The 12,280-nt window shown below is 45.8% G+C and carries 9 protein-coding genes and 1 riboswitch; of the genes, 5 read left to right on the top strand and 4 right to left on the bottom strand.

Annotation, left to right across the window (positions count from 1 at the left end; all coding sequences use genetic code 11):
* Positions 1-4: 4 nt before the first annotated feature.
* On the top strand, positions 5-949 hold the full coding sequence (locus Q1A40_RS02225) for a carbohydrate kinase family protein (protein WP_299997203.1): 945 nt from the start codon (positions 5-7) through the stop codon (positions 947-949).
* A gap of 48 nt (positions 950-997) precedes the next feature.
* On the opposite strand, the gene Q1A40_RS02220 is transcribed toward Q1A40_RS02225, so the two are convergent.
* Positions 998-1,609 carry a methylthioribulose 1-phosphate dehydratase gene (locus Q1A40_RS02220; protein ID WP_299997201.1) on the bottom strand — a complete coding sequence of 204 codons (612 nt, stop codon included), beginning with the start codon at positions 1,607-1,609 and terminating at the stop codon, positions 998-1,000.
* Between the two features lie 278 nt (positions 1,610-1,887).
* On the opposite strand from Q1A40_RS02220, the gene Q1A40_RS02215 reads away from it, so the two are divergent.
* A complete protein-coding gene (locus Q1A40_RS02215) occupies positions 1,888-2,181 on the top strand; it encodes a hypothetical protein (RefSeq protein WP_299997199.1) in 294 nt (97 codons plus the stop codon).
* A gap of 214 nt (positions 2,182-2,395) precedes the next feature.
* Positions 2,396-2,571: riboswitch (M-box (ykoK) riboswitch) on the top strand.
* 73 nt (positions 2,572-2,644) lie between these two features.
* Positions 2,645-3,682, top strand: a complete 1,038-nt coding sequence (locus tag Q1A40_RS02210) for a magnesium transporter (RefSeq protein ID WP_299997197.1) — start codon at positions 2,645-2,647, stop codon at positions 3,680-3,682.
* Between the two features lie 42 nt (positions 3,683-3,724).
* Here the strand turns inward: Q1A40_RS02210 and moeB are convergent, their stop codons facing one another.
* The 3 genes from moeB to Q1A40_RS02195 all read right to left on the bottom strand — a co-directional run bounded on the left by moeB (position 3,725) and on the right by Q1A40_RS02195 (position 8,146).
* The gene (gene moeB, locus Q1A40_RS02205; protein ID WP_299997195.1) at positions 3,725-4,483 is read right to left on the bottom strand and encodes a molybdopterin-synthase adenylyltransferase MoeB; all 759 of its coding nucleotides are present in this window, start codon (positions 4,481-4,483) and stop codon (positions 3,725-3,727) included.
* 1 nt (position 4,484) lies between these two features.
* Positions 4,485-5,717, bottom strand: a complete 1,233-nt coding sequence (gene moeA, locus Q1A40_RS02200; protein ID WP_299997193.1) for a molybdopterin molybdotransferase MoeA — start codon at positions 5,715-5,717, stop codon at positions 4,485-4,487.
* Between the two features lie 479 nt (positions 5,718-6,196).
* Entirely contained in the window at positions 6,197-8,146 is a 1,950-nt protein-coding gene (locus tag Q1A40_RS02195) for a bifunctional 2',3'-cyclic-nucleotide 2'-phosphodiesterase/3'-nucleotidase (protein WP_299997191.1), read from the bottom strand.
* 683 nt (positions 8,147-8,829) lie between these two features.
* Here Q1A40_RS02195 and gsiA point away from each other — a divergent pair.
* Positions 8,830-10,704: a glutathione ABC transporter ATP-binding protein GsiA gene (gene gsiA, locus Q1A40_RS02190; protein WP_299997189.1), complete on the top strand. Its 1,875-nt coding sequence runs from the start codon at positions 8,830-8,832 to the stop codon at positions 10,702-10,704.
* 19 nt (positions 10,705-10,723) lie between these two features.
* The gene (gsiB, locus tag Q1A40_RS02185; protein WP_299997187.1) at positions 10,724-12,262 is read left to right on the top strand and encodes a glutathione ABC transporter substrate-binding protein GsiB; all 1,539 of its coding nucleotides are present in this window, start codon (positions 10,724-10,726) and stop codon (positions 12,260-12,262) included.
* Positions 12,263-12,280: the final 18 nt, after the last annotated feature.

Below are 12,280 nucleotides of genomic sequence, written 5' to 3'. Positions count from 1 at the left end.
ATCTGTGAGTAAATTTGATGCGGTTTTTGTCGGCCTGACTATTCTGGATATTGCAGGCAGACCTGTGGTCGAAATCCCTGCCGGTGGTAGCGTACAGTTTATCGAGCAAATTCGGCTTAATCCGGCGGGAACGGCTGCCGGGGCACTGGTGAATGCGGCGAAGTTAGGTATCAGCACCTCAACCGTTGCCTGTCTGGGGGAAGATGAAAAGGCTGAGTTTATTCTGGGTGCTTATCGGCGCCTGGGGATCGACTGTTCACTGGTTCAGCGGACTTCAAATAAAGAAACCTCCGCGACCATCTTACCTGTCAGACCTAATGGCGAGCGTCCGGCGCTGCATTGCCGGGGAGCGTCAGATGAGCTTTTTGTCAGTGAAGAAAGCTTTGACGAGATACTCGACTGTCGTTTTCTTCATCACGGTGGAACGGGATTACTGGCGGCGATGGATCAGGGCCAAAGCGCGAAGTTGCTGAAAGCAGCCCATGAACGTGGCATTACGACCAGTTTTGATTTAATCGCGCCAAATCCGGGAACGCTTGAGTTACTGCGTCCATTACTGCCTTATGTTGACTACTTCATGCCGGCCCTTGAAGAAGCGGCCTATATTTCTGGCTTAACCGAGCCGGAAGATATTGCGGCCTTCTTCCATGACTTGGGTGCTGGCTGCTGTATCTTTAAAGATGGTGCTCAGGGTTCACTGCTGTTTAAAGATGGAAAATCGATACGTATTCCGTCGTATCAGATAGTTGCCAGCGATACCACTGGCTGTGGTGATAGCTATTGTGGTGGTTTTATTGCCGCTCTGGCGAAAGGTTATTCAGTCGAAGAGGCCTGCCTGGTTGGCTCTGCGGTTGCCGCCCTGGTGGCGACTGGGTTGGGATCGGATGCCGGTCTGGTGGACTGGCAGCAGCTGCAAGCGTTTATGGCGAATACGCCGGTTAATGCCTGATAGCGTGAAAACCGGTCACATTCTGTGACCGGTTAACTCTTTTTTGCACTAATCGCGCTCATAGAGGCGACGTTGCATTTCACATTCAAATAAGAACTCCAGCCCTTCCAAATGGCGACGTGCTTCGTTGACATCTTTACCCCAGCAGGTCAGGCCGTGCCCACGCAGCAGAAAGCCGTACTGCAGGGGATGCTGTTGCGCATACTGTTCAATATGCTTCGACAGGCCATTAATATCCTGAGAATTTTCAAAAATAGCTATCGGCAAGGTATCAAGATGGCTGGTCTGACCGCCGAGCGATTTCTGCATTTCATAGCCATGAATATTCAGCACATCACGTTTTTCAATGCGTGACAGTACAGTGGCATTGACCGTATGAACATGCAGCACTGCATTAGCTTCAGGGTACAAACGATAGATAAGTGTATGTAGCCCAGTTTCCGCAGAAGGTTTACGTCCGGAAGGTGCGAGATTGCTGGCAATATCAACCTGAAGAAAGTCTTCTGCTGTCAGGGTGCCTTTATCGCGACCAGACTCACTAAGCCAGCACCATTCAACATCCTGACGAATAGACATATTTCCGCCAGTTGCCGGTGCCCAGCCTTTGGCACCAATCCAATGACAGGTAGTGACTAATTGCGCCAGTCTTTCTTGCCACATAACGTTTTTCCTTTCTTGTTGCACGTTTATCAATCTAGCCGTCTAAATGGCTAGATTTAGAATGTTATCACTGTGTGAACGAATCAACAACAGTCAATAAATGATAAGTACATCTGATGGGGAACAGTCATGCGTAGAGTATTTTTCGCTATTAAATTGACGATAACTTAGATTGTTTTTTGAATTAATCTTTATTTTTGAAACATTACACTGCTTTTAAATTGCGCAAGAGTAAGAAACAGACGGTTCAGGATGATATTTTATCTAATGGAGAAAAGATGAATAAATTAGGGATAGCGCTATTACTCTCTTTTTCAGCCAGCTTATCTGCTACTGGCAAAGCAGACTTTACACTGAGATGGCAAGAGGAACCGACATCAGTAATAGATCCGATAACGCGATGGCAGATAGAGCAGAAAAAATTGTCCCGGCAGTCCCCCTCCAGGCAAGGCAATCTTTTTGGCCGGATTAATAAAGCGCACCGCCAGCGTTTCGTCGATCCGAATTTTTCTGCATTTAATAGCGATGAGAGTGATTTTGGTTTCACTCGAAGTGATCTGGAAAAACATTAGTGATAATTGATGCTCATCGTCTGACTGTCATCCGTGCCTGCAGGCAATTGAAATTATGTATGAATTGTTAAAATCAGCCGACAAAGGTTGAATTGCTGCTGTTGTTTTTTGTTTGTTCATTTATTTTGGGGGAAATATAAATGAATATTAAACGATGCTCACCTTTTGAGTTGCAATGAAAGTGGATTTAAATAAAATCTGCCGCGAAGATTTTGCAGTATCTCGTTAGGCGAGGCTCCTGTACAAACACAGGTTACTGATCTGACGACGTCGAGAGACGCCCAAGATTAGGACAGGTTATATCGAGTCAAGGTATAACCCCAGGTAACTTCCTCCTGAAATTCAGGGGATACGTTGTACAGTGCTAAAACCGAGACATGGAGATAGCGTTAGCACTCTCATATCTTGCTTCGCCCCAGATGAGTTCTGTTTATTATAAAACAGTAATCGGGGAACGTTAATCATGACCTTTTCAACACCTTCCGTAGCGCATAACAACGCTCAGTCTCTGGCCCGTGCGGCAGATAATACTACGCTACAAAGTCATGATATCGGGTCTTATATGACTCAGAATTATCTGGCTCTCTCAGCTGCGACTGATGTAAATACCGCGCGTGAAAAATTCTTTTCTGATATCGATAGTGAATATATTGCTCCGCAAATATTTGTCGTTGATGACGAGGGGTATCTTTTAGGTTTGGTGACAGTAAAAAATTTACTGAACGCAAATACTGATACCTTTATCGGCGATTTAATGACAGGTATTAAATATTCATTAGCAATAGATAAACCGCGTCATGAAGCGAGCGTTTTTTTAAAACAAACAGCGATAAATTATATTCCGGTACTTAATAATGGCAAAATTATTGGTATCTTAGGTCCGCAAGAAATTGCTGAATTAAAAGAAGATGAAGGAACTGAAGATAGCCAGCTTCAGGGCGCTTCATCACCGCTGGAAACGCCATATCTGGAAAACAGTATTTTTACTCTGTGGCGTAAACGATCGGTCTGGCTATTATTGCTCTTTGTTGCGGAAGCCTATACCGGAACGGTGATTAAGTCATTTGAAGATCAGCTGGAAACCGCGATCGCGCTGGCATTCTTTATTCCGTTACTGATTGGTACGGGAGGAAATACTGGAACGCAGATAACCTCAACCTTAATCAGAGCGATGGCGCTGGGTGAAGTCGGTCTGAAAGACTTAGGCGCGATTCTGCGTAAAGAAGTTTCCGCTGCGGTATTAATTGCCCTGACTATCGGTGCTGCGGGCTTCTTGCGGGCGTGGACGTTAGGTGTCGGTTATGAAGTCATGGTTGTTGTCAGTCTGACACTGATTGCGATTACTATCTGGAGTGCGATTGTTTCTTCGATAATTCCGATGCTATTACGCCGCATGAATATCGATCCTGCGCTGGTGTCTGCACCCTTTATCTCGACGCTTATCGATGGTACCGGGCTGATTATCTATTTCCAGATTGCCAGAGTAATGCTGACGATTTAGTGAATAACAGCGGGCAAGGAGCAATTCTTGCCCGAATGATATCTACAGATGAGTGTTTCCACAGACTTCGCATTGAGGGTTGGGCATCAGTTTCATTTCCCTGAACTGGCAAGTCATCGCATCATACATCACTATTTTCCCTGCTGGCGGAGTACCAAAGTGAGTGAGAACTTTGATACTCTCCATTGCTTGTAGCGATCCGATAACGCCCACCAGAGGCGCCATGACACCTGCTTCAACGCAGCTCAAGGTTGCGTCACCAAATAACCGGCTCAGACAGCGATAGCACGGTGTTCCGGGCTGCCAGGTAAAGACACTTATCTGGCCTTCCATACGAATAGCTGCTCCGGAAACCAGCGGCACTTTATGCGCATAACAGCCACGATTAAGCTGCTGACGGATATCAACATTATCGGTGCAGTCCACCACAATATCCTGTTGGGTAATCTGCTGATGGAGCTGCTGTTCGGTTAACAGACTGGGGATAGTATCAATCTGGATATGGGGATTAATCGCTGTCAGCGTATCACGAGCAGAGAAGACCTTAGGTTGACCGATATTGATATCATGATGCAAAGTCTGACGTTGAAGATTGGAAAGCGCTACAGTATCGAAATCCAGCAGAGTTAAATGCCCCACGCCTGCCGCTGCAAGGTATTGTGCTGCTGCGCAACCCAGCCCCCCAAGACCAACAACCAAAACTCTGGAGCCTTTAAGCTTTTCCTGACCGTCAAAATCAAAATCCCGCAACACTATCTGACGGTTATAACGCAGCATTTCGGCATCAGTCAGCACTTCCATCTTAGCCTCCAAACAGGGCGTTAAAGGGTTCAACATTCACCCATTCACCCGCCTCGACATGTCCGCGCTCTTGTTCAAGTACGATAAAACAGTTCGCCTGGCTGAAAGAGCTAAATATATGCGACCCTTGATGTCCGGTACTATACACTTCCAGTTCGCCGTGGGTTCCCGTTTTGAGGATACCGCGTTGAAAATCTAGCCGTCCCGGACTTTTCTTCAATTTTTCAGCAGCGCGTACTCGTAGTCGGGCAGGGAGAGCAAGCCCCTGTTGCCCGCTGAGTCGTGCCAGAAGGGGCTGAACTAACTGATAAAAAGTTACGGCGGCAGAAACAGGATTACCCGGTAAGCCACAGAACCAGCTATCACTCAGACGCCCAAAGGCAAAAGGTTTTCCGGGCTTAATAGCCAGTTTCCAGAAACTGATTTCGCCCAGTTCTTCGAGGATCTGTTTCGTATAGTCAGCCTCACCCACTGAAACACCACCACTACTGATAACCACATCTGCCTGTTGCGAGGCCACTTGGAAGGCGGTACGTAAAGCCTGTTCGTTGTCGGGAATAATCCCTAAGTCTGTTACCTCACAACCGAGCTGAGACAGCATAATATGCACCGCCAGGCGGTTGGTATCGTAAATTTGTCCTTCAGACAGTGTTTCGCCTGGTAAACGAAGTTCATCTCCTGTTGAGAATACCGCTACCTTGAGTGGGCGAAATACCTGAACATCCTTGATACCGAGTGAGGCTATCATTGCCAGTTCAGCCGCGCTCAGTTTTATTCCGCTATTAAGGATCGTCGCACCTTCAACAATATCTTCCCCACGCCGACGAATGTTCTGACCCGGGCGAACTGAAACAGGAAAACGAACGCCACTGTCACAGATTTCTGCGTCTTCTTGCATAATGATGGCATCAGTCCCTGGCGGGATCTGTGCACCCGTCATAATACGAATGCAACTATTTTCTGGCCAGACACCAGTAAACGGCTGCCCTGCAAAGGCTTTGCCTGCAACGGGTAATACCGCTCCCGAACCAATATCCGCCATTCTTACCGCATAACCATCCATTGCTGAATTATCGAAACCAGGAACATCAATAGGGGAGATAACCGGTGCCGCAGTGATGCGTCCTGCTGCCTGGAGTAATGTTAAGGTCTGTGTTTCGGTCACGGCTGAGATACCCGACAGCATCTTTTCCAGCGCAGTTTCCAGGGGGATAAGTCCGGCGGTATGTTCCATGTTTGATTCCTCGATGGCGGATAAAGCAAAGCGGTATTATGCCAGAGAATGGCTCACTCTGAATGTTTGCTGTCAGAATAATCACTTTTAAAATATACAGTTCTTCGCATGTAAAAAGCACTGACGTGATGAACACACAGTGCTTTACTGGATAAATACTCAAAGCAATATATGCTCGTCCTACTTCAAGTTGTCCGGATGTTACAGGTGCTGCCGGATTGCATCGTTTATCTGTGCTCATCAGCAGTCTTAACTTGCTGGTTACAAGCACCTTGAATTATTTTGAGTATATACTCATCAGCATTTTTATTTGATTACGACATATTAAAATCACTATATAGTTATAACAGGATTATTTATTATTGATAATGTATAATTTAGATCGGTTGTTCTCTTTAGTCTTTTTAAGAATATAATTTATTATATCCTCCTCCTGAGTCACGTGGTGCGAAGGAGGAGGAGGCCATATATTTAAATGGTTACTTTGCTGTCAGAGATACCTGATATATTGCAAAGCCAGTTTCATCAGTCCCCACTTGCTTCACGGGATACTGAGCATGTTCCTTAATAAAGGCTACTGCTTTTTCGCTTGGTGAAGTTTCAAAGCGTATATCTAATTTTTTATCCGTTTTAATCGGAGTGAAGGACCAGTTATTGTCCGCTTTAGAGCTTATTTCACCTTTGTCTTTTGACTCTTTAGCGATATAAGCCGCTAAAATTGAGCGATTTTCATCGGGGGATGCAAAAACAATATGGTCATCGCCGGTCCCTGCAAACTTGGCGCCATATCCACGATAGTTATTGGTTGCCACTAAGAATGTGGCTTTCGGATCAATAGGTTTACCTTGCCAGGTAACATTTTTAATTCGATTTGCATCTTTATTAACCGTCTGACAGTCTCCGTCGTATTTTGCTGGTTGAGTTAAATCGATTTGATAATTTACACCACTGATCGTATCGAAGTTATATGTTCTGAACCCATCCCAGTTAATCAAGTTTTGTGTGGCAGTGGATTGTGGGTCTATCTGATTAAACATGCCGGCAGAGCATTCCAGCCATTCGACCACATCAGCCCCACTGGCTTTCACAACGACTAATGTATTTGGATAGAGATACAAGTCTGCTGCATTGCGGAACGTTAAATCACCTTTTTCCACTTCAATAAATTCAGCCGGTGCATTTTTACGCCCGCCTGCTTTAAAAGGAGCCGCAGCGGATAATACGGGTAAATCAGCTAAGTCAGGATCGCCTTGAATAAATTTCCGGGTATAATCTGCCTGAGCATCATTGACAATTTGTACGGTTGGGTCACTTTGAACCAGTGCCAGATAGCTATACATATTTTCAGAGGCTTTACCGATGAGTTTCCCGACAAAGTCGCGGGTGCCTTCATGTTGCTCATCAATAATTTTTACCAGCTCTTCATCACGTTCAACTAATGCTTTTTTATTGGCTTTATCGTAAACCGGGCGGGTATGTGCCGTGGCATCAACCACTTTCCAGTTGCCATCGTCATTATTTACGACTAAATCAACTACCCCAAGATGGTCGCCCCACTGGCCAGGCATAACAGCAGGAACACCATTTACGGTACCTTTTTCAATATCAACCCCCTTGATACCGGCAAACTCTTTTCCTGGGAATACGCCATGAGAGTGACCAAACATGATAGCGTTGATATCCGGCACTTCACTGAGATAATAAACGGAGTTTTCTGCCATTGCTTTGTAAGGTTCTTGTGAGAAACCTGAATGAGGAATAGCAACAATGATATCAGCGCCTTCCTTCTTCATTTGCGGAACAAATTTTTTGGCGGTCTCCGTGATGTCATTAACCATCACTTTACCTTCCAGATTTTGCTTATCCCAAATAAGAATCTGTGGCGGCACAAAACCAATGTAACCCACTTTTAGATTATGTGTTTTTCCGTCACGATCCTTCACCGGTGTGTCGACAATAATATAAGGATTAAAGTAATTCTTCCCTGTTTTGGCATCGACGATATTGGCATTCACATAGGGGAAATGGGCGCCAGCAATAGCTTTTTGCAGATAATCTAATCCAAAGTTAAATTCGTGGTTACCAAAATTACCCACTGTATAACCCATGGTATTCATCAGGCTGTGAGCAGGGTGAGATTCACCCTTTTTTAAGCCTTTATTTGCCATGTAATCAGCAAGCGGGCTCCCCTGGATTAAATCACCGTTATCCACTAAAACTGCGTTGGTGGCTTCATTTTTAGCATTTTTAATCAGCGTTGCAGTACGCACTAAACCAAATTGTTCGGTCGGTTTATCTTTATAATAATCGAAATCAATCAGGTTACTGTGGATGTCAGATGTTTCCATAACCCGTAAATCAACGGTTGCGGCATTGACATTAAAAGCAATCAATAACGCCAGTGATGATAGTTGTAAAACCTTAGCCACGATACCTCTCCTTAATTGCTTCTGTACGCAAAAATGGTTTTTCTAATGTGAGTGCTGAGCGCGAATACTTCGACCCAATATCCCTGTCATACGTCAAGTTGCCTGGGGATTGCCTACGTTCATCTCGTCGAATCACATAGTTTGTCTGTGCTCATTGACGGGCTGAACTTGGCGCCTACAAGTAACTCGAATTGTTTGGGGTATATACCCGTCATACTTCAAGTTGCTTGGGTGTTACCTTCGTCAATCCTGCCAAATCACATAGTTTATCTATGCTCATCGCCAGGATTGACTCTGCGCCTACAAGCAACTTGAATTATTTAGGGTATAAACAACAAAACCAGGATAAGAAATGCTTAAATGTGCATTGATTCAAGTTTTAGTGATAGTACACTGCAAACATTAGTCACTTAGTCGTGATAAATCACGGTTTTCATCTTTTTATCGTGATTGATTTTAATCCCGGTCACAGATTTGAATTTATCCGGCGATTTGCCATCCGTACTGCTAAATTTGCAACAAAACGCTGAGCATGCTTTTATGGGGAAAGACGTTGTTTCCAGATAATACAGGCAGCTTTCTCGCGAGTGCTAAGCAAGACAACATAACCTTACCCTTAAACTGAGAAGGGATGTCTCCAGGCAATGAGGCTCCGCAGGTATTGATGATGAAAAGGAGAGAGGATGCCGCTTAATCATGTCCTTGCTACCGATCACGTGCTTTCAGTACGCGATTTAACGATCCGTTTTGAGCAACAAGGTCAGTTAGTACCGGCGGTGGAAAATCTTTCCTTTACGTTGGGGCGGGGTGAAACCTTGGCGATTGTCGGAGAGTCGGGTTCAGGTAAGTCTGTCACTGGCCTGGCCTTGATGCGCTTGCTGAGTGAGTCTGGCAGTCAGATGACCTGTGAAGAATTGTTGTTACGCCGCAGAAGTCAGCAAGTGACTAATTTGCTGGAAATGAGCAATGCCCAGATGCGTAATGTCAGAGGCGCGGATATCGCCATGATCTTTCAGGAGCCGATGACTTCGCTTAATCCGGTATTTACCGTTGGCGTACAAATCGCTGAGGCGATTCAGTTACATCAGAAAATCGGACATAAAAGAGCGCTTGAAGAAGCCCGGCTGATGCTGGAAAGAGTTCGTATTCCGGATGCCCGCGATATACTGAATCGTTTTCCGCATCAGCTCTCAGGCGGCATGCGTCAACGAGTGATGATTGCAATGGCGCTGTCATGTCGCCCGGCAGTCCTGATTGCGGACGAACCGACAACGGCTCTGGATGTCACTATCCAGGCGAAAATTTTGCAACTGATCCGCGTTCTGCAAGAAGAGATGCAGATGGGGGTGATTTTTATTACCCACGACATGGGCGTAGTGGCGGATATTGCCGATCGTGTATTAGTCATGTATCGAGGCCAGGCGGTTGAAAGTGGCCCGGTTGAACAGATTTTTCGTCATCCTCAGCATCGTTACACTCAGTCATTACTGGCAGCAGTACCTCGTCTTGGTGCGATGACAGGACATGCACTTCCTCAAAAGTTTCCGGTTATCTCTTCAGATGGCTCTGATAAATTAATCACCTTTCCGTCGCAAGATACCATTCCGGCAGGGGCAAAACCCATTCTTGAAGTACGCGACTTAGTCACACGTTTTCCGATCCGCGGTGGTATTTTTAACCGTGTTAAACGTCAAGTCCATGCGGTAGAAAAAGTCAGCTTCGATTTACGCCCCGGAGAAACCTTGGCGCTGGTCGGCGAATCAGGCAGCGGTAAATCGACGACCGGACGTTCATTACTGCGTTTGGTGAAAAATCAGAGTGGCACCATCAGTTTTGATGGCAGGCGGATAGATAATCTTTCTAATGCTGACATGCAGTCGATACGTAAAGATATCCAGTTTATCTTTCAGGACCCTTATGCGTCCCTTGACCCCCGCCAGACCGTGGGGTACTCGATTCTCGAGCCTTTATTAGTACATAAGGTCATGAAGCCTGAGCAAGCAGAACTCCGGGTTGCCTCGCTGCTGGAGCGAGTGGGTTTACTGCCGGAACATGCTTCACGCTATCCCCATGAGTTTTCAGGTGGTCAACGCCAGCGTATTTGCATTGCTCGCGCTTTAGCCCTGAATCCTAAAGTTGTCATTGCTGATGAGTCTGTTTCTGCGCTGGATGTCTCCATACGCGCTCAGATAATTAATTTATTACTCGATTTACAGCAGGAATTGGGTATTGCCTTTTTGTTTATCTCACATGATATGGCTGTGGTGGAGCGCATCAGTCACCGGGTGGCTGTGATGTACCTGGGACAAATCGTTGAGATTGGCCCGCGCAGCGCCGTATTTGAAAACCCGCAACATCCCTATACCCGTAAACTGATGGCAGCGGTGCCAGTAGCAGACCCTACATTCCAGGGGCGAAAACCGGTACTTGTTTCAGATGGCACGTCAAGTGCAGTGCGGAACCTGGGAGATGAACCCTATATCGCGCCCTTAGTTGAAATAGCGCCCGGACACTTTGTTGCCCGGCATACTATCGGTAGTAGTGAAAATCGTGTTTAAAGAGCCCTGGAGAAAAATAATGACAATTCGTCGCACGCAAAAATGGTTGATTTCCGCGGGGCTTGCCTCGGCATTTATGGCTTCACCTGCATTTGCTGTCAAAGATATCGTCGTGGCTGTGGGATCTAATCTCACGACGTTAGATCCTTATGATGCTAACGATACACTTTCTCAGGCAGTGGCAAAGTCTTTTTATCAAGGGTTATTCGGCCTTGATAAAGATATGAAACTTAAAAATGTTTTGGCTGAGAGCTACAGTGTGTCGGAAAATGGCCTGGACTATACGGTTGTCTTGCGTTCTGACGTTAAATTTCAGGACGGGACAGACTTCAATGCACAGGCGGTGAAGGCCAACCTTGATCGTGCCAGTAATCCGGAGAACCGGCTTAAGCGTTATAATCTCTATCGCTTGATTGACAGCACCGAGGTTATCGATCCAAAAACAGTTAAAATCACCTTAAAACAGCCATTCTCAGCGTTTATTAACGTTCTGGCACACCCGGCGACAGCGATGATCTCACCTGCCGCGTTGCAAAAATATGGCAAAGATATCGGTTTTCACCCGGTAGGAACAGGACAGTATCAGCTGGAAACTTGGAATCAGACCGACTTTGTCAAAGTGAAAAAGTTTGCCGGTTACTGGCAACCGGGCTTACCAAAACTTGACAGCATCACTTGGCGACCTGTTGTTGATAACAATACCCGCGCAGCAATGCTCCAGACAGGTGAAGCGCAATTTGCCTTCCCGATCCCTTACGAGCAAGCCGGTATTTTAGAGAAAAATAGCAAAATTGAACTCGTGGCATCGCCGTCAATTATGCAGCGTTATATTAGTATGAATGTGACGCAAAAACCTTTTGATAACCCAAAAGTTCGTGAAGCCATTAACTATGCAATTAACCGTGACGCGTTGGTGAAAGTGGCTTTCGCAGGTTATGCTACCCCAGCTGAGGGCGTTGTGCCTCCGGCTATCGCTTATTCTGTTCAGTTCAAACCCTGGCCTTATGATCCTGCTAAAGCAAAACAGTTATTAGCAGAAGCGGGTTATCCAAATGGATTTGAAACAACACTTTGGTCTTCCCATAATCACAGTACCGCGCAAAAAGTGTTACAGTTTACCCAGCAACAGCTGGCCCAGATAGGCGTTAAGGTCAAACTGACCGCGATGGATGCCGGACAGCGTGCGGCAGAAGTTGAAGGTAAAGGGCAAAAAGAGAGTGGTGTCAGAATGTTCTATACCGGCTGGACAGCGTCTACCGGAGAGGCTGACTGGGCATTATCACCGCTTTTTGCCGCAACTAACTGGCCACCTACGCTGTTTAATACCGCGTTTTATAATAATCCGCAGGTTGACAGTGATTTGACGGCAGCATTAAAAACAACCAAACCTGAAGAGAAAGCCAGACTTTATAAAGACGCTCAGGATATTATTTGGAAAGAATCTCCGTGGGTACCTTTAGTGGTCGAGAAGCTTGTTTCGGCACACAACAAAAACTTAACCGGATTTTATGTGATGCCAGATACCGGTTTTAGTTTTGATGATGCTGATTTAAAATAATTTTTGCTTAAAATCCGT

The organism is uncultured Cedecea sp., assembly GCF_947498825.1.
Lineage (GTDB): Bacteria > Pseudomonadota > Gammaproteobacteria > Enterobacterales > Enterobacteriaceae > JGM124.
This window is presented reverse-complemented; position numbering and strand designations above follow the sequence as displayed.

Excerpts from the sequence above, each read along its gene's own strand:
- moeB (WP_299997195.1), bottom strand. The coding sequence starts at position 4,483 with ATGGAAGTGCTGACTGATGCCGAAATGCTGCGTTATAACCGTCAGATA.
- gsiA (WP_299997189.1), top strand. The coding sequence starts at position 8,830 with ATGCCGCTTAATCATGTCCTTGCTACCGATCACGTGCTTTCAGTACGC.
- Q1A40_RS02210 (WP_299997197.1), top strand. The coding sequence starts at position 2,645 with ATGACCTTTTCAACACCTTCCGTAGCGCATAACAACGCTCAGTCTCTG.
- moeA (WP_299997193.1), bottom strand. The coding sequence starts at position 5,717 with ATGGAACATACCGCCGGACTTATCCCCCTGGAAACTGCGCTGGAAAAG.
- Q1A40_RS02215 (WP_299997199.1), top strand. The coding sequence starts at position 1,888 with ATGAATAAATTAGGGATAGCGCTATTACTCTCTTTTTCAGCCAGCTTA.
- gsiB (WP_299997187.1), top strand. The coding sequence starts at position 10,724 with ATGACAATTCGTCGCACGCAAAAATGGTTGATTTCCGCGGGGCTTGCC.
- Q1A40_RS02220 (WP_299997201.1), bottom strand. The coding sequence starts at position 1,609 with ATGTGGCAAGAAAGACTGGCGCAATTAGTCACTACCTGTCATTGGATT.